Origin of the sequence: Agromyces bauzanensis, from assembly GCF_014645655.1 — a bacterium.
GTDB classification, from domain to species: Bacteria; Actinomycetota; Actinomycetes; order Actinomycetales; family Microbacteriaceae; genus Agromyces; species Agromyces bauzanensis.
The window spans coordinates 55799-78301 of the sequence record NZ_BMMD01000005.1 but is presented as its reverse complement, the minus strand read 5'-3'; the positions used below and the strand labels follow the sequence as shown (position 1 = coordinate 78301).

At 71.2% G+C, this 22503-nt stretch carries 20 protein-coding genes and 1 pseudogene; 11 read left to right on the top strand and 10 right to left on the bottom strand.

The annotated features are described in order from the left end of the window. The first annotated feature begins 10 nt into the window (after window positions 1-10). Window positions 11-898 carry a bifunctional methylenetetrahydrofolate dehydrogenase/methenyltetrahydrofolate cyclohydrolase gene (locus IEX31_RS06155; RefSeq protein WP_188742568.1) on the top strand — a complete coding sequence of 296 codons (888 nt, stop codon included), beginning with the start codon at window positions 11-13 and terminating at the stop codon, window positions 896-898. Between the two features lie 136 nt (window positions 899-1034). On the opposite strand, the pseudogene IEX31_RS18745 reads toward IEX31_RS06155, so the two are convergent. Beyond that, window positions 1035-1271, bottom strand: a pseudogene (locus tag IEX31_RS18745) (restriction endonuclease); the annotation flags it as partial. Between the two features lie 160 nt (window positions 1272-1431). On the opposite strand from IEX31_RS18745, the gene IEX31_RS06150 reads away from it, so the two are divergent. From IEX31_RS06150 to IEX31_RS06140, 3 genes are read left to right on the top strand one after another with little or no spacing between them, the layout of a single operon-like run. Then, window positions 1432-2769: an acylneuraminate cytidylyltransferase gene (locus IEX31_RS06150; protein ID WP_188742567.1), complete on the top strand. Its 1338-nt coding sequence runs from the start codon at window positions 1432-1434 to the stop codon at window positions 2767-2769. An 11-nt stretch (window positions 2770-2780) separates the two neighbouring features. Continuing rightward, window positions 2781-3653 (top strand): N-acetylneuraminate synthase family protein, encoded by an 873-nt coding sequence (locus tag IEX31_RS06145; protein ID WP_188742566.1) that lies wholly within the window; start codon window positions 2781-2783, stop codon window positions 3651-3653. Between the two features lie 17 nt (window positions 3654-3670). Then, on the top strand, window positions 3671-5014 hold the full coding sequence (locus IEX31_RS06140) for a DUF6716 putative glycosyltransferase (RefSeq protein ID WP_188742565.1): 1344 nt from the start codon (window positions 3671-3673) through the stop codon (window positions 5012-5014). A 12-nt stretch (window positions 5015-5026) separates the two neighbouring features. Here IEX31_RS06140 and IEX31_RS06135 read toward each other — a convergent pair whose 3' ends face one another. Both IEX31_RS06135 and IEX31_RS06130 read right to left on the bottom strand, forming a co-directional pair. Further along, on the bottom strand, window positions 5027-5563 hold the full coding sequence (locus IEX31_RS06135; protein ID WP_188742564.1) for a gamma carbonic anhydrase family protein: 537 nt from the start codon (window positions 5561-5563) through the stop codon (window positions 5027-5029). 10 nt (window positions 5564-5573) lie between these two features. After that, entirely contained in the window at window positions 5574-6932 is a 1359-nt protein-coding gene (locus IEX31_RS06130) for an APC family permease (protein ID WP_229662143.1), read from the bottom strand. Between the two features lie 86 nt (window positions 6933-7018). Between IEX31_RS06130 and IEX31_RS06125 the strand changes: the two genes are divergently transcribed. Continuing rightward, on the top strand, window positions 7019-7537 hold the full coding sequence (locus IEX31_RS06125; protein WP_188742563.1) for a YbaK/EbsC family protein: 519 nt from the start codon (window positions 7019-7021) through the stop codon (window positions 7535-7537). Next, window positions 7534-7986 (top strand): GNAT family N-acetyltransferase, encoded by a 453-nt coding sequence (locus IEX31_RS06120; RefSeq protein ID WP_188742562.1) that lies wholly within the window; start codon window positions 7534-7536, stop codon window positions 7984-7986. Before IEX31_RS06125 ends, IEX31_RS06120 begins: the two co-directional genes overlap by 4 nt. 386 nt (window positions 7987-8372) lie before the next feature. On the opposite strand, the gene galK is transcribed toward IEX31_RS06120, so the two are convergent. After that, window positions 8373-9530: a galactokinase gene (gene galK, locus IEX31_RS06115; protein ID WP_188742561.1), complete on the bottom strand. Its 1158-nt coding sequence runs from the start codon at window positions 9528-9530 to the stop codon at window positions 8373-8375. Then, the gene (gene galT / locus IEX31_RS06110; protein ID WP_229662142.1) at window positions 9527-10648 is read right to left on the bottom strand and encodes a galactose-1-phosphate uridylyltransferase; all 1122 of its coding nucleotides are present in this window, start codon (window positions 10646-10648) and stop codon (window positions 9527-9529) included. Before galT ends, galK begins: the two co-directional genes overlap by 4 nt. An 82-nt stretch (window positions 10649-10730) precedes the next feature. Between galT and IEX31_RS06105 the strand changes: the two genes are divergently transcribed. Then, window positions 10731-11567: a DeoR/GlpR family DNA-binding transcription regulator gene (locus IEX31_RS06105; protein WP_188742560.1), complete on the top strand. Its 837-nt coding sequence runs from the start codon at window positions 10731-10733 to the stop codon at window positions 11565-11567. A gap of 17 nt (window positions 11568-11584) precedes the next feature. Further along, complete coding sequence (locus tag IEX31_RS06100) at window positions 11585-12517, top strand: aldose 1-epimerase family protein (protein ID WP_188742559.1); 933 nt, start codon at window positions 11585-11587, stop codon at window positions 12515-12517. A gap of 12 nt (window positions 12518-12529) precedes the next feature. Here IEX31_RS06100 and IEX31_RS06095 read toward each other — a convergent pair whose 3' ends face one another. Further along, window positions 12530-13705: a MarP family serine protease gene (locus IEX31_RS06095; RefSeq protein ID WP_188742558.1), complete on the bottom strand. Its 1176-nt coding sequence runs from the start codon at window positions 13703-13705 to the stop codon at window positions 12530-12532. A 231-nt stretch (window positions 13706-13936) separates the two neighbouring features. Between IEX31_RS06095 and IEX31_RS06090 the strand changes: the two genes are divergently transcribed. From IEX31_RS06090 to IEX31_RS06080, 3 genes are all read left to right on the top strand, one after another. Beyond that, window positions 13937-14986 (top strand): LLM class F420-dependent oxidoreductase, encoded by a 1050-nt coding sequence (locus IEX31_RS06090; protein ID WP_188742557.1) that lies wholly within the window; start codon window positions 13937-13939, stop codon window positions 14984-14986. Between the two features lie 1421 nt (window positions 14987-16407). Further along, complete coding sequence (locus IEX31_RS06085; protein WP_188742556.1) at window positions 16408-17046, top strand: DNA-directed RNA polymerase subunit beta; 639 nt, start codon at window positions 16408-16410, stop codon at window positions 17044-17046. A 253-nt stretch (window positions 17047-17299) separates the two neighbouring features. Further along, window positions 17300-18187 (top strand): aminodeoxychorismate lyase, encoded by an 888-nt coding sequence (locus tag IEX31_RS06080; protein ID WP_188742555.1) that lies wholly within the window; start codon window positions 17300-17302, stop codon window positions 18185-18187. A gap of 2 nt (window positions 18188-18189) precedes the next feature. On the opposite strand, the gene IEX31_RS06075 is transcribed toward IEX31_RS06080, so the two are convergent. The 4 genes from IEX31_RS06075 to pstC all read right to left on the bottom strand — a co-directional run bounded on the left by IEX31_RS06075 (window position 18190) and on the right by pstC (window position 22435). Further along, window positions 18190-19377: an NAD(P)-dependent malic enzyme gene (locus tag IEX31_RS06075; protein ID WP_188742554.1), complete on the bottom strand. Its 1188-nt coding sequence runs from the start codon at window positions 19375-19377 to the stop codon at window positions 18190-18192. A gap of 220 nt (window positions 19378-19597) precedes the next feature. Then, on the bottom strand, window positions 19598-20377 hold the full coding sequence (pstB, locus tag IEX31_RS06070) for a phosphate ABC transporter ATP-binding protein PstB (RefSeq protein WP_188742553.1): 780 nt from the start codon (window positions 20375-20377) through the stop codon (window positions 19598-19600). Between the two features lie 19 nt (window positions 20378-20396). Continuing rightward, the gene (pstA, locus tag IEX31_RS06065) at window positions 20397-21497 is read right to left on the bottom strand and encodes a phosphate ABC transporter permease PstA (RefSeq protein WP_188742552.1); all 1101 of its coding nucleotides are present in this window, start codon (window positions 21495-21497) and stop codon (window positions 20397-20399) included. Further along, window positions 21497-22435, bottom strand: a complete 939-nt coding sequence (pstC, locus tag IEX31_RS06060) for a phosphate ABC transporter permease subunit PstC (protein WP_188742551.1) — start codon at window positions 22433-22435, stop codon at window positions 21497-21499. Before pstC ends, pstA begins: the two co-directional genes overlap by 1 nt. Between the last annotated feature and the right edge of the window lie 68 nt (window positions 22436-22503).

Genomic DNA, 22503 nt, shown 5'->3' with positions numbered 1-22503 from the left:
AGGAGAGACCATGACCGCCATCACGCTCGACGGCGTCGCGACCGCCGCCGCGGTGAAGCAGGAGCTCGCCTCCCGCATCACCGCCCTGCGCTCCCACGGCGTCGTGCCGGGACTCGGCACGCTGCTCGTCGGCGACGACCCCGGATCGCGCTCCTACGTCGCGGGCAAGCACCGCGACTGCGCCGAGGTCGGCATCGAGTCGATCCGCGTCGACCTGCCCACGTCGGCGTCGACGGCCGACGTGCGCACCGCGATCCGCGACCTCAACTCGGCGCGCGAGGTGACCGGGTACATCATGCAGCTCCCGCTGCCCGCCGGCCACGACGAGAACGCCATGCTCGAGCTCATCGACCCCGACAAGGACGCCGACGGCCTGCACCCGACGAACCTCGGCCGGCTGGTGCTCGGCATCGAGGGCGACCTGCACTCGCCGCTGCCGTGCACGCCGGCCGGCATCGTCGAGATGCTGCGCCGGTACGACGTGCCCATCCGCGGTCGGCACGTCACCGTCATCGGCCGCGGTCTCACCGTGGGTCGCCCGCTCGGCCTGCTGTTCACCCGCAAGGGCCTGGATGCCACGGTGACGCTCACGCACTCGCGCACCGTCGACCTCGCCGAGGAGGTGCGACGCGCCGACATCGTCGTGGCGGCCGTGGGCGTGCCGCACCTCGTGCAGGCCGACTGGGTGAAGCCGGGCGCCGCCGTGCTCGACGTCGGCATCACGCGCGTGCAGGACGAGGAGACCGGCAAGGGCAGGCTGACCGGCGACGTCGACCCCGCCGTCGCCGAGGTCGCCGGGCACCTCTCGCCGAACCCGGGCGGCGTCGGCCCGATGACCCGCGCGATGCTGCTCGCCAACGTCGTGAAGGCCGCGGAACTGCGCCTGCAACACAGGTAGGCGCTGGAGCCTCGCCACCGCCGGTCACGCCGACGGCGGCTCCGTTTCGCGACGGCGGGCGGAGTTCGGTGCGTCGTCGCGAAGATCGGCCGCCTTCGGCGAGCGGATGTCGCGAACCTGCGAACGCGTCGACTGTTCGATCTGGCGCATCGAGGTCCGTGAAGAAGTGGTAGATCTGACCGCTCGTGAGCACAGCAACGCGGGCGTTCGTGACGGCGAAGTAGCGGAAGAGTCGGGACGCGTGCTCGACCTTGAGCGGAGCGGTGGAACTCTTGGACTCGATCAGGATCCGAACTTCGTTGTCGCGCATGATGGCGTCGTCGATCTTCTCGCCCCGCTTGATGCCGACATCGGCCGTGAACTCGGGCACGACCCCGCGGAAACCGGAGCCGGAGCACTGGCCATCTTCGGGTGCCCAACCCGCCCGATGAACGGATTCCGCGGCCGCCGCAGCACCGCTCATCGACCTCCCGGTCGGTTCGCGTTCACCGTCCGTTCACCGTTCGGCTGCCTGCCGCGCGTAGCTTCGCGCCATGGCCCAGATCGACCTCGCCGACGCTCCGGCCGCCGTCGCCGCCGTGCAGCACTCGGGCACGCGAAAAGGGCGGGGGGATGCCGCACCCGACGTCGCGACCGCGATCATCCCGGCGCGGGGCGGGTCGCAGGGCCTGCCCGGCAAGAACGTCGCCCGGGTCGGGGGCGTGCCGCTCATCACCCGCGCCGTGCGCGCCGCGCTCGCCGCGGATCGGATCGGGCGCGTCGTCGTCACGACCGACGACGGGGAGATCGCCGAGGCTGCCCGCGCTGCAGGCGCCGAGGTGATCGGCCGCCCGGCCGAGCTGGCGGGGAGCACCGCGACGAGCGAGTCGGCGCTGCTGCACGCGCTGGACGAGCTGGAGCGGGTGGGGGCGGGTTTCGAGACGCTCCCTTCGGTTGCTCTGCAACCCGCGGCAGTCACCGTGTTCATCCAGGCGACGTCGCCGTTCATCGACCCGGCCGACCTCGACGCGGCCGTCGAGCGCGTGGCGAGCGGCGAGCGCGACGTCGTGTTCGCCGCGGCGCCGACGCACGTGTTCCTCTGGCGCGAGATCGGCGCGACCGCCGTGGGCGTGAACCACGAGATGTCCCACCGCCCGCGCCGGCAGGACCGCACGCCCGAGTATGCCGAGACGGGCGCGTTCTACGTGTTCGCCACCGACGGATTCCGAGAGGCAGGGCACCGCTTCTTCGGCCGCGTCGGCGTCCAGCCCGTGCACCCCGACCACGCCATCGAGATCGACGACGACGCCGACCTCGAGCGCGCGCGCACGCTCGCCGTGCGGATCGATCGCGAGCTCGGACCGCGGCATCCGCTCATCGACGTCGACGCACTCGTCACCGACTTCGACGGCGTGCACACCGACGACACCGTCATGGTCGACCAGCTCGGCCGCGAGTCGGTGCGCGTGAGCCGCAGCGACGGCCACGGGATCGCGCGCCTGCGGGCCGCCGGCATCCCCGTGCTCATCATCTCCGCCGAGGAGAACCCCGTGGTCGGACGCCGCGCCGAGAAGCTCGGCGTGGAGTGCGCGCAGGGCGTCCCCGCCAAGGGCGAGGTGCTCCGCGACTGGGCGACGGCCCGCAGCATCCGGCTCGATCGCATCGCCTACCTCGGCAACGACCGCGGTGACGTACCTGCGCTCGACCTCGCCGGCTGGCCCGTCGCGGTGCCCGATGCCGCGCCCGAGGCGCTCGAGGCGGCCCGGCACGTGCTGCAGAGCCCCGGCGGGCACGGCGCCGTGCGCGAGCTCGCCGACCTGATCCTCGCGGCCCGCGAGCCAGGCGCCCGTCGCGGCGCATCCGACCCCGCGCACTCGCGCGACCCCGAGTGAGGGAGCACGACATGTCCGTCCGCATCGGCCGATCGGAGATCGGCACCGACAACCCCGTCTACGTCATCGGTGAGATCGGCCTGAACCACAACGGCGACATCGAGATCGCGAAGCGCCTCATCGACGTGGCCGTGGAGTCGGGTGCGCAGGCGGTGAAGTTCCAGAAGCGCACGCCCGAGATCGCGACGCCCGAGCACATGCGCGACCTGCCGAGGGAGACCCCGTGGGGCACCATGACCTACCTCGACTACCGCCGCCGCGTGGAGTTCGGCGAGCGCGAGTACCTCGAGATCGCGTCGTACGCGCTGCGCGCCGGCATCGACTGGTTCGCCTCACCGTGGGACGTGCCGTCGGTCGGGTTCCTCGAAGGGCTGGGCGTGGTCGCGCACAAGGTCGCGTCGGCGTCGCTCACCGACCTCGAGCTGCTCGCCGCACTCGCCGCGACGGGTAAGCCCGTCATCTGCTCCACGGGCATGTCGACGATCGAGGAGATCGACCGGGCGCTCGAGACGCTCGGCACGGAGCGCCTCGTGCTCATGCACGCCACTTCGAGCTACCCGATGCCGGCCGAGGAGGCCAACCTCCGCATGATCGACACGCTGCGGCAGCGTTATCCGGGTGTGCCGGTCGGCTACTCGGGACATGAGCACGGGCTGCAGATCTCGCTCGCCGCGGTCGCGCTCGGCGCGGTCGCCGTCGAGCGGCACATCACCCTCGACCGGGCGATGTGGGGCAGCGACCAGGCCGCGTCGCTCGAGCCGCAGGGCTTCGCGCACCTCGTGCGCGACATCCGGATCATCGGCGACGCCATGGGCGACGGCGTGAAGCGTGTGTTCCCCGGTGAGGAGGCACCGCGCGCGAAGCTCCGCCGGGTCGCCGCGTGACTCCGTCGTCGACCACGATGACGGCTGTCGCGGCGCGGCGCCTGCTCGTCGTCGCCGACTCCGACTCCTACGTGAAGTGGGGCGCGGCGCTCGCCTCGACGCTGCCGCCCACGTGGAAGAGCCGACTCGTGATCCTCGCCTCGCCGGTGATGCCGAGCGGGCGTCAGCTCGTCGACGCGCTCGCGGGCACCCGCTTCGCCGCGGCCGACGTGCGGGTGCTCCACCTCGACGACCTCGACGCGCTCGTCGACGGGTTCGACCCGCACGCCGTGCTGCTCTCGCTGCGGGGGCCGTTCGTGCGGGTCGTGGCGCCACGCCTCGAGGGTCGCGACGACCGGCCCGTGCTCGTGAGCGGCTTCCCCGGCCTCACGATCCCGGCGGTGCCGAAGGCCGTGGTCTACCGCGAGCAGACCGACCTCGTGGTGCTGCACAGCCGCCGCGAGGTGCGGGAGTTCCGCGCCAACGCCGCCGAGCTCGACCTCGACCGCAGGTTCGGACTGGCCACCCTTCCCTTCCTCGCGACGGAGGTCGCGAGCCAGGCCGCCTCGGACGCGACATCCGACCGCACCGATGTCGTCTTCGCCGCACAGGCGAAGGTGCCCGCCGCGCGCGACGACCGGCTCCGCGTGCTCGAGGCGCTCGCCGCGCATGCCCGCCGACACCTCGAGCGGCGCGTCGTGGTCAAGGTGCGTGCACGTCGCGGCGAGGCGCAGACCCACTTCGAGGAGCACGACTACGCTGACCTCGTCGAGGACCTCGCCGACGGGGTACCGCCGAACCTTGTGGTCGAGGACGGCCCCATGGCCGAGAAGCTCGCGCGGGCGGGCGCGCTCGTCACGGTGAGCTCGACGGCCGCCCTGGAAGCGGTGGCCCTCGGCATGCCGGTGCTCCTCCTCGACGACTTCGGCGTGTCGCCGTCGATGATCAACACCGTGTTCGAGGGGTCGGGCCTGTTCGGCTCCACGGAGGACCTGGTGGAGGGCCGCTTCCGACACGCGGATCCCGCATGGACCGCCGACAACTACTTCCATGGCCGCGATGCCGACGACTGGACCGGGCGCCTGCACGCGCTCGCCGAGGCCCGCGAGATCGTGCCACTGCCGCGGCTCGGGCGCGCTCACGACCTCCTCGGCGGCACGCTCCGCACGGCGTACGAACGACGGCGCATGCTCGGCCCGTACGACCGGAGCCTCCTCGGCGCGGCGGCGTGGGGTGCCGGGCTCGCCGTCCGCATCGTGGTGCACCGCGTGCGGCGCCTCCGTCGACGGCTCGCGGGCGACGCGGATGCCTCGGCTGCGACCGTGGCCGAGGTCGGCGTCACGGCCACCGCGTCGAGCGCCAGCGGGCAACCGGTGCGCTGACGCCCGCTCGGCTCAGTCGACGGGCGCGGTGTGCTCCTCGACGTGCTTCAGGTAGTGGGCCGCGTTGCGCTTGAGGCCGTCGCGCTCCTCGTCGGAGAGCTCGCGCCGCACCTTGGCCGGGACGCCGGCGACGAGCGAGCCCGGCGGCACGACCGTGCCCTCGAGCACGACCGCCCCGGCCGCGACGAGCGAACCCGCGCCGATCACGGCGCCGTTCAGCACCGTCGCGCCCATGCCGATGAGGCAGTCGTCCTCCACGGTGCAGCCGTGCAGCACCGCGCCGTGCCCCACGGAGACGCCGCGCCCGATCGTGAGCGGGTAGCCGGCGTCGACGTGGCAGACGACCGCGTCCTGCAGGTTCGAGTCCTCGCCGAGCACGATGGGCTCCGCCTCGGCGCGGAGCACCGCGTTGTACCAGACGCTCGAGCCGGGGGCGAGGCGCACGTTGCCGACGATGACGGCGCCGGCCGCGACGAACGCGCGCTCGTCGCAGAAGGGGGCCGGGATGCCGGCGAGGGTGAGGATTCGGGCCGAGGGATCTGCGCTCATGCCGCTCAGCCTATTCGCTCGGGATCGGGGCGGCGGGCGGCGATCCGCCCCGACGGCGGCGTATCGCCGCGACGATGAGCCGGATGACCGCGCCGACGGCGAACACGGTGACACCGCCGAGGATCGACGGCAGCGGCAGGGTCACGACGAGCACGACGCATCCGACGGCCCCCAGCCACGACAGCCAGCGCGGCACGAGCCGTTCGCCGGCCGGCTGGGTGAGGGCCGAGGCGTTCGCGACCAGGTAGTAGAGCAGCACGCCGAACGACGAGAAGCCGATGGCGCCGCGAAGGTCGGCGACGAGCACGAGCACGACGACCGCGACGCCCACGGTGATCTCGGCGACGTGCGGCACGCCGAACCGTGGATGCACCGTGGCCAGCCGGCGCGGCAGTTCGCCGTCGCGCGCCATCGCGAGGCTCGTGCGGCCGACGCCCGCGACGAGCGCGAGCAGCGATCCGAGCGCGGCGACGCCCGCAGCCACGCGCACGATCGGCTCGGTCCAGAGCCATCCGGCGACGCCGACCACGTCGACGAGCGGTGCGGCGGATGACGCGAGCGAGTCGGGTCCGAGCGCACCGAGCGCCGCCGTGCCCACCGCTGCGTACACGACGAGCACGATCGCGAACGCCACGCCGATCGCACGCGGGATCGTCCGGGTCGGCTCGCGCACCTCCTCGCCGAGCGTCGCGATGCGCGCGTATCCGGCGAAGGCGAAGAAGATCAGGGCGGCAGCCTGCAGCACGCCGTAGGCCCCGGCGATCGCGGCGGAGGCGGTTTCCGGTGCACCGACCGGAGGCACGACGGAGGGCTGTTCGCCGATGGCGCCCGCACCCCAGCCGCCGCCCGCAATCGCGGCCACCCCCGCCGCGGCCACCACGACGAGCACTGCGAGCACCGCCGACACGATCACCGATGCCACCCGCGCGGTGCGGGTGACCCCGAGCACGTTGACGCCGACGAGCACGATCACCGCAGCGACCGCGACCGGCTTCTGCCACGCGGGCGGCACGAGGTACGCCGCGGCGGTGATCGCCATCGCGGCGCAGCTCGCGGTCTTGCCGATCACGAATCCCCACCCGGCGAGGAAGCCCGGCCACGCGCCGAGCCGCTCACGGCCGTAGCGGTACGCGCCGCCCGCCTCGGGATAGCGCACCGCGAGCTGCGCCGTCGACCCGGCGTTCGCGATGGCGACGAGCGCGGCGATCGCAAGACCCGCGAGCAGCCATGACCCCGCCGCCTGCGCGGCGGGCGCCCACACGGCGAACACGCCGGCGCCGATCATCGCGGCGAGCCCGATCGCGACGGCGTCGCGGAGTCCGAGTCGGCGGGCGAGCCGGTCGTGTGCGGGGGAAGGGGTTGTGCTCACGATCGCACCCTACGGCAGTCCCGTGAACGGGTCGCGAGGACCGCTGAGGCGGGCGGATGCCGCATTCGCACTCGTAGGATCGATGCATGCCCCCCGAGCAGACCTCCGCACCTTCGCACGCCGCCGTCGACCGTGTCGTCGACGCGCTCGCGCGCCACGGACTCACTCCCGACATCGTCTGGTTCGACGACGCGGTGACGACGGCGCAGCTCGCCGCCGATGCGCTCGGCGTCGAGGTCGGCCAGATCGCCAACTCGCTCGTGTTCACGCTCGATGACCTGCCCATACTCGTGCTCACGTCGGGGGCACACCGGGTCGACACGCACTGGCTCGGCGAGCAGCTCGGCGGTCGCATCGGGCGTGCCTCGAAGGAGATCGTGAAGGAGGCGACGGGCCAGGTCATCGGGGGAGTGGCGCCGGTGGGACATCCGTCGCCCGTGCGCACGGTCGTCGACACCGACCTCGCGCGCTACGACCGGGTGTGGGCGGCCGCCGGGCACGCGAAGACGGTGTTCCCGACCACGTTCGACGAGCTGGTGCGGATCACGGGCGGCACGCCTGGGGCGGTCGAGCCACCGCCGGGCCAGGCGACGGCCGACGCGTGACGTCGGCACAGGTGGCGTGGCCGCGTGCGGCCGGATCGCTCGTGCTCCGGCCGCCGATGAGCGACGACCTCGACGGGGTGCTCGTGCAGCGCAATCCCCCCGACGTCATCCGCTTGCTGCTGCGCACCACCGTGGATCCCGAGGCGTTCCGAAGGGCGTGGCTCGACGGCGTCGAGGACCCCGACCAGCACGCGGCGGTGACAGAGCTCGATGGGCTCGTCATCGGCACCGGGTGGCTGAACGTGCGCGACGGCGTGGGCCAGCCGGACGGCGACGCCTGGCGCGGGACGGAGGCGGATCTCGGCTGTCTCGTCGATCCCGCGCACGCCGGCAGGGGGTACGCGACGGCCATCGCGCGGTCCATGTTCGACCTCGCGTTCACCGAGCTCGGCTGGATCGACGGCTTCACCTACGGGATCCTCGCCGAGGAGTGGCATCCCGCGCCGTGACGTTCGGGTGACGGTCGGACCCGCAGGCTGCGAGCGATCGTCCGAGGTGGCCCACCGCCAGCCTCCGGCATCAGTGCCGGAGTCTCGCGGACCCCAACGACTCCGGCCGTGATGAATGCGCGGAGGTGGCGCCGCCGTCGGGCTCGATCAATCGCAGGTCGCCCGAATCGAGTCGGCGGGCCGCGGGCGGTCTGGACGACCTACCGGATCAGCCGACGTACAGCGGCCCGGCCAGGCTCGCGCAGGAGCCACGCGCCGAACGCCGAGCGGCCGTGCAGGAGCGACTCGCGACCTTGCCCGACCCCGACTGCAGCCGTCCCGAGGAGTGCTGGAGCAGCATCCGGTGTGCTGATCCCCGTACCTGCCACTGCGAGTGTTCAGCGCGTTCAGGCGTCGCGCCTGGCGCCCTGATCGGCGCGCACCGTGAAGACGGTGGGCGCCCGGTAGCCGCGCTCGGCGAACGCCGCCTCGACCTCGCGCGTGATCACGGGCACGAGTGGGTTGATGACGAGGGCGATCGCTGAGCCGCCGAACCCGCCGCCGGTCATGCGGGCGCCGATCGCGCCGTTCGCCTGTGCCGTCTCCACCGCGAGATCGAGTTCGGGCACCGAGATCTCGAAGTCGTCGCGCATCGACGCGTGCGACGCGTCGAGATACGGCCCGATGGCGCCCGGTCCGTGCTCGCGCAGCGTGCGAACGGTGTCGAGCACGCGCTGGTTCTCGGTGACGACGTGGCGCACGCGGCGGAACGTCTCGTCGTCGAGCACCTCGGCCGCCCGATCGAGGTCGTCCACGCGGAGATCCCGCAGCGAGCCGACGCCGAGTCCGCGTGCTCCCGCCTCGCAGGAGGCGCGCCGCGCGGCGTACCCGCCGTCGGCGTGCGCATGCTCGACGCGGGTGTCGATCACGAGGAGCGAGAGGCCCTCGGCCGCGAAGTGCAGCGGGATGACGTCGGCGTCGAGGCTGCGGCAATCGAGGAGCACGCCCGAGTCGACTTCGCCGAGCAGCGACGCCGACTGGTCCATGATGCCGGTCGGCGCGCCGACGACGCGGTTCTCCGTGAGGCGGCCCACCTTCGCGAGCGTCGGCCGGTCGAAGCCGAGGCCCCAATGCTCGTCGAGTGTGAGCGCGACGGCGCACTCGAGGGCCGCCGACGAGGAGAGGCCGGCGCCCACCGGCACGTCCGAGTCGATGTGCAGGTCGACCCCGCGCACGTGTTCGAGGTCGGCGCCGTACTCGCCGAGCGCCCAGGCGACGCCCAGCGGGTAGGCCGCCCAGCCTGCGACGGCGTCGGGGGAGAGCTCGTCGACGTGCAGTTCGACGGCGTCGGGCGAGAACGTCGAGGAGACCCGGATGAGCCGATCGTCGCGGTCGCCGAGGGCGACGGTGGTTCGCCGGTCGATCGCGAAGGGGAACACGAACCCGTCGTTGTAATCGGTGTGCTCGCCGATGAGGTTCACGCGGCCGGGGGACGACCAGACACCCGCGGGGCGGCGGCCGAACCGCTCGGCGAACAGATGCATCGCGCCGGCGATGTCGCTCATGCCTCGACTCCTTCGATGGCCGCGCGCAGTGCCTCGGCCTGCGACTCGGGGGTGACGTCCCCGATCCATGCTCCCATCGCGGCCTCCGAACCCGCGAGGTACTTCAGCTTGTCGGCGGCGCGCCGCGGGCTCGTCAGCTGGAGCATGAGCCGCACGTCGTCGCGACGCTCGTGCACCGGTGCCTGGTGCCATGCGGCGATGTACGGGGTGGGCGTGTCGTAGAGGCGGTCGATCCCGCGGAGCAGGCGCAGGTAGAGCGTGGCGAGCTCGTCGCGTTCGGCGAGCGTGGTCTCGGCGAAGTCGGGCACGTGCCGATCGGGGAGCAGGTGCACCTCGATCGGCCAGCGCGCCGCGAACGGCACGAACGCCGTCCAGTGCTCGCCCGCGAGCAGCACGCGCGGGCCGCGGCGTTCGTGCCCGAGGAGGTCGGCCATGAGCGTGGGCCCGTAGGCGTCGATGGCCGCGAGCAGCCGTTCGGTGCGCGGCGTCACGTACGGGTACGCGTAGATCTGTCCGTGCGGATGCGGCAGCGTCACGCCGATCTCACGGCCGCGATTCTCGAAAGGGAACACCTCCTCGACCCCGGGCAGGGCCGAGAGCGCGGCGGTTCGCTGCGCCCAGGCCTCGATCACGGTGCGGGCGCGCGAGCGGCTCAGGGTGCCGAACGAGCCCTCGTGCTCGGGGCTGAAGCACACCACCTCGCACCGGCCCACCGAGGGCAGCGTGCGCTCGAGCCCGATGCGACGGAGCGACGCCAGGGCGTCGGCGCTCGGGGCATCCGTCGCCGACTGAGGACCGAACGACGGCGAGCGGTTCTCGAACACCGCGACGTCGTAGACACTCGGGATCTCCGACGGGTTGCCCGGTCGCTGCGGGGCCAGTGGGTCGAGATCCGCAGGCGGCAGGAACACGCGATTCTGCCGGGCCGCGGCGATCGAGATCCACTCGCCCGTGAGCGCGTCCTGGCGCATCTGCGCCGTCACGGGGCGAGGGTCGAGCTCACGCTCGTCGACGGCGCGTTCGGGCGGCAGCGTGGTGTCGGCGTCGTCGAAGTAGATGAGCTCGCGGCCGTCGGCGAGCCGCGCCGGACGAACGACGATGCGGGAGTCGGTCTGCACGCGGTAACCCTATGCGACTTTCGTTTGACAAACAATCGAGTTTCGTATTGCAAAGTGCGCGAAGACCGCGCAGAATCCCCTCATGACGGATGCCGCGACGGATGCCCTGGCCACGACGCCCGCCCCGCTCGATGCTCCCCGGCGTCGCGAGCTCGCCCTCGCGCTCGTGGCCGAGCGGGGCTTCGTGCGCGTCGCCGAGCTGAGCGCCGCGTTCGGGGTCACGACCGTCACCGCCCGGGCCGACCTCGACGCGCTCGAACGTCGCGGCGAGATCCGCCGAGTGCACGGAGGCGCCGTTCCCGTCTCGTCGGCGCTCGTCGTCGAGCGGCCCGACCGCGAGCCCACCTTCGAGGAGGCGCTCGCGGCATCCGTCGAGCCGAAGCGCCGCATCGGCGAGCACGCGGCGTCGCTCGCGCGCAGCGGCCAGAGCATCATCCTCGACGTCGGCACGACGACCCTCCAGATCGCCCGCGCACTGCGGGCTCGCGACGACCTCGACGACCTCGTGGTGTTCACCAACGGGCTCTCGATCGCGCTCGAGCTCGAAGACGAGATCCCGCGGTTCACCGTGGTCGTCACGGGCGGCACGCTCCGCCCCAAGCAGCACTCGCTCGTGCATCCGCTGGCGGGTTCCATGCTCGACGAGGTGCACGTCGACCTCGCCTTCATCGGCTGCAACGGTGTCGACCCCGTGCACGGCGTGACGAACGCCAACCTCCCCGAGGCGGCCGTCAAGGCGCTCATGCTGCGGGCGGCCGCGCGCAGCGTCGTGGTCGCCGACGGCTCCAAACTCGGCGAGGTGCACCTGGGCCGGATCGCGCCCATCGACACCTTCGACGAGCTGGTGACGGATGCCGCAGCTCCGCTTCAACTCGTCGCCGAGCTCGAGGCTGCGGGGCTCGCGGTGCACCTCGCGTGAGACCCTAAGGTGGATCCATGACTCTTCCCACGGGCGAGCAGTTCGTCCTCGAGACATCGACGGCAAGCGGCGACCTCCAGGCCACGATCACGGCGGTGGCCGCCGGGATCCGCACCCTCACCATCAACGGCATCCAGCTCGTGCCGGAGTATCCCGAGGACCAGTCGCAACCCATGGGCGCGGGTATCGTGCTCGTCCCTTGGCCGAACCGCATCCGTGACGGCGTCTGGACCCACGAGGGCGTCGAGCGCCACCTCGCCATCACCGAGCCGAGCCGCAACAACGCGATCCACGGCCTGCTCCGGTACACCGAGTACCGCCCGATCGCTCGCGAGCGCGACTCGGTCACCCTCCAGGCGAACATCTACCCGCAGCTCGGCTATCCCTTCCTGCTCGGCACGGCCGTGCACTACGAGCTTGTGTCCGACGGACTCAAGGTCACGCACTTCATCGAGAACCTCGGCGCCGATGCCGCCCCCGTCGCGATCGGCGCCCACCCGTACCTGAAGATCGGCGGTGTGCCGACGGCCGACCTGACGCTGCGCCTCGAGGCGGCGAGTCACATCGAGGTCGACGACCGGCTGCTCCCGACCGGCGAGTTGCCCGTCGACGGAACCGAGTGGGACTTCCGCGAGGGGCGCCGGGTCGGCGACGTCACGCTCGACGACGCGTTCGGCGAGGTGACGAGTCATGACGGCACGGTCGTGCACACCCTCACGGCCCCAGATGGCCGGAGCGTCTCGATCTGGGCGGACGACGAGTTCGACTACGTACAGGCGTTCACGACGCACGAGTTCCCCGGCGAGGACGGCGAGGTCGCCATCGCCGTGGAGCCGATGACGGCGCCGGCCGAGGCGTTCAACTCCGGTCGAGGCCTGCGGTGGCTCGGGCCGGGTGAGGAGTGGCAGCTCTCCTGGGGCATCCGCTTCGAGGGATTCAGCGCCGACTGAGCACTGGCGGCGTCAGCCGACGCACGAGCCCGAGTCCACGGGCTCCTCGAGCTGCGGCGCCCCGGCCGCGAGCGGCGCGAGCGTCGTCACCGGAATGGCGTAGCCGACGTTCGCGACCGAGTCCGACTTCGCGAACACGACGCCACCGATGTCGCCGTCGCCCGTGAGCACCGGCCCGCCGGAGTTGCCGTGGTCGACATCGGCCGCGAGCGTCACGATGTCGCGCGTCGACGTGCGTCCTGACTCCTGGATCGTGATCGGCCCGATCGACATGATGCGTGCCGGGCGCAGTTCGAGCGGGCCTCCGAACGGGTACCCGGCCACGGCCACGTCGGCGCCCGGAGCCGCCTCGGCGATCGCGAGCGGCGGCGTCGCGAGGCCCGACACCGCGATGAGCGCGAGATCGTTCTCGGAGTCGAAGGCCACGACCCGGCCCGCGACGGCGGGATGGCCGGGCGCCTCGATGATCGGCTCCGTGACGCCCGCGACCACATGCGCGTTCGTCACGATCCGGTCCTCGGCCACCACGAATCCGCTGCCCGACAGGTTGCTGCCGCACTCGTACGCCGTGCCAGTGATGCGGACGACGGATGCCGCGGCGCGCGCGAGCTCGCCATCGCCGACGCCGCCCGTGGGCAGCTCGGGTGCCTCCGTCGGGGCGTCGAGCACCTCGACGAGCCACGGGATCGCCCCGCCGAACGTCGCCGTGCGGAGCTCGGCGAGGAGGCTGCGCGCCGGCGCGGGGCTGACCCGGTCGAGGGTGGAGAGCACGCTGGAGCCTGCGACCGCCGGTGAGAGCACGGGCACGCCCATGGCCGAGATGCCCGACCCCACGAGGGCGACCACGAACGCGGTGACGATGAGGTTGCCGATCGCACCGAGCACGCGATCGAGGAGCCCGAGCTTCGCGACCCGCGCGCCGTGGCGAAGTGCCCGGCCCACGACCGCACCCAGCCACGCGCCCAACGAGAGCAGCACGAGCGCGGCCAGGATCGCGGCAGGCGCGCGCCACTGGGGCAGGGGCACGAGCGTCGACACCCACGGCATCGCGAAGTACGCGGCGATGCCGCCGAGCACGAGGCCGACGAGGCCGGCGGCCGTGCGGAGCAGCCCCGAACGATAGCCGATCACGGCCGAGGCGATGAAGACGACGATGAGGAGGAGGTCGAGCAGCAGGCTCCAGGTCATCGGCTGCCTCCGGTCGTCGAACCGGCGCGGAACGCGCGGGACTCCAGCCTGCGGCATCCGCCTCGGAGACCGCTGAAGACGCACGATGCACGCAACCCACGACAGGAACCGGGACTCGCCCGCGACCCTCGTCGATCACGCACAACGACGCGCGCACCCCGCGGGCGGTCAGCTAACCTCTGAGGGGCCGCGCACGTCGTCGGCCGACCAGCACACGAAGAGGAGTGACGGATGCGCGTCGGCATGTTCCTGAACTACGCGGGCGGCTTCCGCGACACCGCCGACGAGGTCGCCGAGCTCGAGGCGGCCGGCGTCGACCTCGTGATGGTACCGGAGGCGTACTCGTTCGACGCGGTCAGCCAGCTCGGCTTCCTCGCGGCGCGCACGTCGACCATCACGCTCGCGTCCGGCATCCTGCAGCTCTACACGCGAACGCCCACGCTCACCGCGATGACCGCCGCCGGCCTCGACTACGTGTCAGACGGCCGGTTCGAGCTCGGCATCGGGGCATCCGGTCCGCAGGTCGTCGAGGGCTTCCACGGAGTGCGCTACGACGCGCCCGTCGGCCGCATCCGCGAGATCGTCGACGTGTGCCGCATGACGTGGCGGCGCGAGCCCGTCGTGCACCAGGGCCGTAACTACCGCATCCCGCTGCCGGCGGGGGAGGGCACCGGGCTCGGCAAGCCGCTGAAGCTCATCAACCATCCGGTGCGCGAGCGCATCCCAATCACCGTCGCGGCGCTCGGGCCCAAGTCGGTCGAGCAGACCGCCGAGATCGCCGACGGCTGGCTGCCGATGTTCTTCCACCCCGAGCGAGCCGCCGGCACCTGGGGCGCCGCGCTCGCGGCCGGAGCGGTGAAGCGCGACGCCGGCCTCGCGCCGCTGGACGTGTTCGCGAGCCCGGCGCTCGCCATCACCGATCGGCCGGATGCCGCAGCGGCGGCGATCGCGGCCGTGAAGCCGCAACTCGCCCTCTACATCGGCGGCATGGGCGCCCGCGGCAAGAACTTCTACAACGACCTCATCGCCGGATACGGCTTCGAGGCCGACGCGGCACGGATCCAGGACCTCTACCTCGACGGGCGCAAGGAGGAGGCCGCGGCCGCAGTGCCCGATGAGCTCGTCGGGGCGATCTCGCTCATCGGACCGACGTCCCACGTCGCCGAGCGGGTCGACGCCTTTCGCCAGGCGGGCGTGACGAGCCTCGCGGTGACCCCGCTCGCCCGTACGTCGGCGGAGCGGTTGGCCCTCATGACGGGGTTCCGGGCGCTCGTCGGCTGACGCCGCACGGAGCGTGGAGGCACCGCGTCACGTCTGTCGCCCCCCCAGAACGGGTGGGGAACGCTGGTGTGCGCCGGATTCGGGGGTTACGGTGAGACTCACCTGCACGACGTGGTGCAGGAAGGGGAACCTGGGGCGGAGCCGCCACGGCGGGGACGTCCGCCGGGCGGTGTCCGGGGTTTCGCGTGCGAGAACCCGTTCGGACGTCAGAACCGTGCGACGTGGCACCATCCCCATCGAGTTGCGTCACCGGTCGTCGTCGGGGCCGGTCGTCGCCCCGGTGGACCGGAGCCGATCGACGCGTCCTGGGAAGCGCGTGGTCGTCTGCGCTGCGCCGACCGGTCCGGCCACCTGGTCGGACCCCTCGGGATCCGATGCGTACCGTTCTACGCGGCGCCGTGAAGGAGCGACAGGCCTTGACAACACTGGTCATGGCATGCTCTCGTCCTCACACGGCCGGTGCGACGTGGTGTGTGCCCCCACAGGGACTCGAACCCTGGACCCACGGATTAACCTGCTGCACTGGGTTTCCCCAGCCACCGTCGAGCGGCTTGCAGTCTGGACTATATCTTCACCTTCGGAGCCTGGCTCCGGTCAGGTGCGCCGCGTGTAGTCTCTGAGGTTCCCTCGCGGTTACCTGCTGATTGCCCAATCCCTCGGATTGTCACTGCCCAGGAGGGCGAGTACCTCGGGCTCTCAGGGTGTTCCAGCATATAGCGGCGGTCATCCAACGCATTTCGGCGCTGGCGCTCCATTTTCTGTTTTGAAGTCCGTTGCTCTAACCAACTGAGCTATAGGGGCATCATCACCCTAACAGCCCGCACCGTCGGGCTCCCTCCTGCTGCCGTCTCCGATGTCCAGCGCGTAAGCGGTCCACGGTGCCGAAGGTCTTGGCCGTCGTCGAATCCGCTCCAACGCCCGTGGCAGGTTCTACGCTGCCCTCAGGCTGCGACAGGAGGAATCGTGAAGACCTGCTCGACCCGCAGGCCTCCCACTCGAGCACTCGCAGTTCAACGTGCGATCAGCGTCGCCCGACGGGCGGCAGTCGGTCTGTCGTGCGTGCAATGCGGCCAGGGCTCGACGGTACTACGCCGGGAACCTCGAGAAGCACCGTCGATCATCGTGACGCACATCGAGAAGGCGGCGGAGGTGATGAGACTCGCGAAGGCGGCGTATTCGTGGCAGCGGGTCACGGCCGAGATCGCGAAGTGCGAAGTCCGGTGCCGCAACCGGCACGCGAAAGTCACCTACGAGCGGATGGGGGCGAACTGGCGGTCGCACTCCTGCTTCGCGCGGCCGCCATCGCCGGCTGACCGCGACCGTCGGCGCACACCGAGGAAGGGTCACCGGAACGTCACCGCGAGACGATCCCCGTGGGCACGCGCCGACGCCGTCCAGCGACGAGGAGTACCCTTGCGGCGATGGCTTCAGACTTCCACCGACCCACGCGGTTCCCGCCGGGCATGTTCGAGGGCTTCCTCGGCGCCGAGGACCCCGCGCACCTCAGCCACGTCGCCCACGACACCGCCGCGGCCCTGCTGTCGCGTGTGCGCTCCAATCCCGATCCCGCGGTCGTCGCGCGCCTCGTCTCGTATACCGACGAGCACGGCATCGATGCGATCGCCGAGCTCTGGTCGCACGCCTCTCCGAAGAGCCTGCCGGGAGCGCTCTGGCGCGTGTACCTGTTGCGAGCGCTCATCCGGCAGGATCCGCTCGGCGTGAGCCTCGGATTCCAGCGGGGCACCGAGGTGTCGCATACGATCGACCAGGTCGTCGCCGGCGCCCCGATCCCGGCCGGTCCCGCCGAGGTACAGGACCTGGCCGATCAGGTCCTCCGGGGACTCTTCGGCGGCGATTTCGCCGCCGCACTCGAGCGCGCGGCCGCGTTCGCGCGGGTCGTCGCCGCCGGCTTCGCCAGCCTTGCCGATGACGCGGATGCCTCGGACGCCGCTCATCCCGAGCGATCGGGCCGGCTGACGCAACGAGCGCTCCGCCTCACGCAGCTGGCCGACGAGTTCGCCTCGTGCGCACGACTCTGGCGCCGCGATTCGCTCGACTGAGCACGAGGCATCCGCATCGCGGGAATTTCAGACCCGTCGATCTCGTTTACACTTGACGAGGCCGGGCCGCAGTAACCCCGGGCTCCAATATTCGCCGCTTCGAGCGGCCTCGCGCCGAGAGGCGTTCTGCGGCCCGGCCTTAGTACTACCGGGCGACTGCGAGCCCCGGGCGACTGCGAGCCGCCGCCGCCCGGAGCCGCTGGCGGCCGCCGCCCAGCGGTCTCGGCCGCCATCGCCCGCGTAGCATCGGAGCATGGCCGATACCATCACGCTCCTCATCGAACCGTTGCCCGCTGACGCCGACATCACGCGGCTGGACGCGACGTTCCATGAGGTCGACGCATCGATGCCCGCCCTGCGCGTGGGGGAGCTGTCGACGCAGCGGGGCGACGGCATCTTCGAGACCATCGGCGTCGTCGACGGCCACGCGCAGGAGACGAGACCGCACCTCGAACGACTGCGCAACTCGGCCCGCATCTGCGAGCTGCCAGAGCCGAACCTTCCGCAGTGGGAGGCCGCCATCGCCCGCGCCGTGGCCGCACTTCCGCCCACCGGCGAGTTCGCGCTGAAGCTCGTGCTCAGCCGCGGTGTCGAGCACGGACCGGCCCCGACGGCGTGGCTGCACGTCGCGCCGGCGGCGGGCTTCGTCGAGGTGCGGCGGCGCGGCATCCGCGCCGTCACCCTCGATCGCGGGTACGGCCGCGGCACGGCGGAACGGGCGCCCTGGTTGCTCCTGGGCGCGAAGACCCTGAGCTACGCCGTGAACATGGCCGCCCTGCGCGAGGCGAAGCGGCGCGGCGCCCATGACGCGATCTTCCTCACGAGCGATGGCTACGTCATGGAGGGGCCCACGTCGAGCGTCATCATCCGTCGTGGCGATGTGTGGTCGACGCCCGCGCCATCCGGTGCGATCCTGCACGGCACGACGCAGCAGAGCCTGTTCGAGCACCTCGGGGCGACCGGCCGGCAGACCGAGTATCGCGACATCCCGGTCTACGACCTCGAGACGGCGGATGCCGTGTGGCTGGTGTCGAGCGTCCGGCTCGCCGCCGGGGTCACCCACCTCGACGACCGCGACCTGCCCTACGACGCCGACGAGGCCCGGGAACTCAACGCGTACCTGCTGAGCCCCCGGGACTGAGCCTACGGCTGCGGACGGCGGTCGGTCACCGCGGCCACGACCGCCGCGGCCACGGCGGGAGCGACACGCTCGTCGAGCGGGCTCGGCACGATGTGGTCGGGCGCCAGGTCGTCGCCGACGATGCCCGCGATAGTCCGGGCTGCAGCGATCTTCATCCCGGTCGTGATGCGCGTCCCGCGCGCGTCGAGCGTGCCTCGGAAGATGCCGGGGAACGCGAGCACGTTGTTGATCTGGTTGGGGAAGTCGCTGCGACCCGTCGCGACGATGCGGGCGTGGCGGGCGGCGATCTCAGGATGCACCTCGGGGTCGGGATTCGAGAGGGCGAAGACGATGGCGTCGCTCGACATGGTCGCGAGCGCCGACTCGGGCACGCTGCCGGAGGAGACGCCGATGAAGACGTCCGCACCGTCGAGGGCCTCGGCGATGCCACCCGCGAGCCCGCGCGGGTTGGTGCGTGCAGCGTATGCCGACTTCACCCCGGTGAGGTCGTCGCGGGCCGTCGTCACGATGCCGCGCGAGTCGAGGAGCACGACGTCGGAGACACCGACCTGGAGCAGGATCTCGGCGACCGCGATGCCGGCCGCGCCCGCACCGGCGATCACGACGCGGAGCGACTCGAGCTCCCGCCCGACGAGCGTCGCGGCGTTCGTGAGCGCCGCGAGCACCACGACGGCCGTGCCGTGCTGGTCGTCGTGCATCACGGGCATGTCGAGCGCCTCGATGAGCTTGGCCTCCAGCTCGAAGCAGCGCGGCGCGGAGACGTCCTCGAGGTTCACCGCGCCGAAGCTCGAGCGAAGCCGCACGAGCGTCTCGACGATCTCGTCGACGTCGGTCGTCTCGATGACGAGCGGGATGGAGTTCAGCCCGCCGAAGCGGCGGAAGAGTGCGGCCTTGCCCTCCATGACGGGCAGCGAGGCGGCCGCGCCGATGTTCCCGAGGCCGAGCACGGCGGTGCCATCGCTCACGACCGCGACGAGGCGGCTCGCCCACGTGTACTGCTCGGCCGTCTCGGGGGCGGAGTGGATCATGCGGCTCACCCGCGCGACGCCGGGCGTGTACGCGATGGAGAGGTCGCGTCTCGTGTCGAGCGGCGACGTGAGGGCGATCTCGAGCTTGCCGCCGTCATGGGCGGCGAAGATCTCGGCGTCGGTCAGGGAGATGGGACTGGTGTCGCTGGCGCGATCGGTCATGTCGGATCCTTCGAACGGCGGACGCACGGATGCGTCGAAGCGGGGTGCGGGGCGGGTGGTCGCCACTGAACGAAGATACGCACCATGCGGTGACTGCCGAGTCGTGGGGCGGCGCCGTACGCGCCGCAGCCACTAGCTCACCGCTGGAGGGTGGGAATCGCGGGTGATGCCGACGGGGGTGGGCCGACACCGTGACTCGATGGTAACAGGGTTTCGGCGATCAGCCGAAGCGTCCGGAGACGTAGTCCTCGGTGGCCTTCACCGACGGGTTCGAGAAGATCGTCGTGGTGTCGTCGTACTCGATGAGCTTGCCGGGCTTGCCCGTGCCGGCGATGTTGAAGAACGCGGTGCGATCGGAGACCCGAGATGCCTGCTGCATGTTGTGGGTCACGATGACGATCGTGTAGTCCTGCTTGAGCTCCTCGATGAGGTCCTCGATCGCGAGCGTCGAGATGGGGTCGAGCGCCGAGCACGGCTCGTCCATGAGGATCACCTCGGGGGAGACCGCGATCGCACGGGCGATGCAGAGGCGCTGCTGCTGGCCGCCCGACAGGCCCGAGCCCGGGCGGTCGAGGCGGTCCTTCACCTCGTTCCAGAGATTCGCACTGCGCAGCGACCTCTCCATGAGTTCGTCGGCGTCGGACTTCGAGATGCGCCGGTTGTTGAGCTTCACGCCCGCCAGCACGTTGTCCTTGACCGACATCGTCGGGAACGGGTTCGGGCGCTGGAACACCATGCCGACCTGGCGGCGCACGAGCACGGGGTCGACGTCGGGGTCGTAGAGGTTGTTGCCGTCGATGAGCACCTCGCCCTCGACGCGCGCGCCCGGCACCACCTCGTGCATGCGGTTCAGCGTGCGCAGGAAGGTCGTCTTGCCACAGCCGGAAGGGCCGATGAACGCCGTGACACTGCGGGGCTCGATCTCCATGTTCACACCCTCCACTGCGAGGAACTTGCCGTAGTAGACGTTGAGGTCGCGGACTTCGATGCGCTTGGACACGGGTTTCCTAACTGGCGGTTCAGCGGCCGAACTTCGGGGCGAAGAAGCGGGCGACGAGTCGGGCGATGAGGTTCAGCGCCATGACGATCAGGATGAGGGTGAGGGCCGCCGCCCACGCACGGTCGAGGTACGCCTGGGGCGGATTTCCCTGGTTCGCATACTGCGTGTACACGAATACGGGCAGCGACTGCATGCGGCCGTCGAACATGTTGTAGTTCACGCTCGCGGTGAATCCCGCGGCGATGAGCAGCGGCGCCGTCTCGCCGATGACCCGCGCGATGGAGAGCATGATGCCGGTCGTGATGCCCGCCATCGAGGTGGGCAGCACGACCTTCACGATCGTGAGCCACTTGGGCACGCCGAGGGCGTAGGCCGCCTCGCGCAGTTCGTTCGGCACGAGTCGCAGCATCTCCTCGCTCGAGCGTACGACGACGGGGATCATGAGCACCGCGAGCGAGACGGCGCCGGCGATGCCGGTGCGGGTGCCGGGGCCGAGGAAGATGGAGAACACCGCGTAGGCGAACAGGCCGGCGACGATCGACGGGATGCCGGTCATGACGTCGACGAGGAAGGTGATCCCGCGCGCGAGTCGCCCGTGCCCGTACTCGACGAGGTAGACCGAGGTCATGAGGCCGATCGGGATCGAGATCAGCGCTGCGGTTCCGGTCATCAGGAGGGTTCCCACGATCGCGTGGACGATACCGCCGCCCTCTCCCGTGACGTTCCTCATCGAGTTCGTGAAGAACTCGGCGTCGAAACGGGCGAGCCCGAAGGTCACGACCGTGATCGTGAGGGAGACGAGCGGGATCATCGCGAGCACGAAGGCTCCCGTCACGAGCGCCGTGACGAGGCGGTCCATGGCGCGACGGCGGCCCTCGACGAGCACCGAGAAGAGCCAGACCGATGGGATGTAGAGGAGCGCGCCGACCAGGAGGGCGCCGCCCCAGTTGTAGCCGCTTCCGCCGGCGACAGCCATCACACCGAAGATCGCGGCAGAGACCGCGATCGCCGCGCCGAGGATGATCCACGGGGCCGGGGTCGGGAGACGCCCCGCCGTGAGCGAGTTCTGGATGGGGGTCGTGACTGCGGCGGGCGTGTCGGGCTTGGTCGTCATCGTCATCAGTTGGCTCCCGAGAATTCCTTGCGACGGCTGACGATCCAGCGGGCGAACGCGTTGACCGCAAAGGTCACGATGAAGAGGATGAGGCCCGTGGCGATGAGCACGTTGACGTTCGGGCCGTACGCCTCGGGGAAGCTGAGTGCGATGTTAGCGGCGATGGTCGACGGATTCACGGAGGTGAGCAGTTCGAAGGTCAACGCGCCGCTGGCGGAGAGCACCATGGCCACGGCCATGGTTTCGCCGAGCGCGCGGCCGAGTCCGAGCACCGAGGCGGAGATGATGCCGGAACGGCCGAAGGGGAGCACCGCCGTGCGGATCATCTCCCAGCGCGTCGCACCGAGCGCGAGCGCGGCCTCCTCGTGGAGCACCGGCGTCTGCAGGAAGACCTCGCGGTTGATGGCGGTCATGATCGGCAGCACCATCACGGCGAGCACGATCGCCGCGGTGAGGATGGTGCGTCCGGTGCCCGACACGGGGCCCGCGAACAACGGGAACCAACCGAGGTTGTCGACCAGCCAGGAGTAGAGGGGCTGCACCGCGGGCGCGAGCACGCCGATGCCCCACAGGCCGAAGACCACGGAGGGCACTGCGGCGAGCAGGTCGACGATGTAGCCGAGCACCGAGGCGAGCCGCCGGGGCGCGTAGTGCGAGATGAACAACGCGATGCCGATCGAGACCGGCAGAGCCATCAGGAGTGCGAGCGCCGACGCCCACACCGTGCCGAAGATGAGCGGGCCGACGTAGGCCCAGAAGTTCGTGGGAAGGATCGAGGCGTCCTCGCTCGTCGCGAACAGGGCGGGAAGGCTCTGCACGATGAGGAAGATCGCCACGGCCGCGAGGGTCACGAGGATCATGGACCCGGCGAACACGGCCGACCCGGAGAAGACCCGATCGCCAGGTCGTTGCTTCGCCTTGATGACGGTCGATGCGGTGCTCATCCGGCGCAATCCTCGGGTTCTGTGAGTGCTGTATCTGGAGACGCGGTCGTGCCCGACCCCGGGTTCGG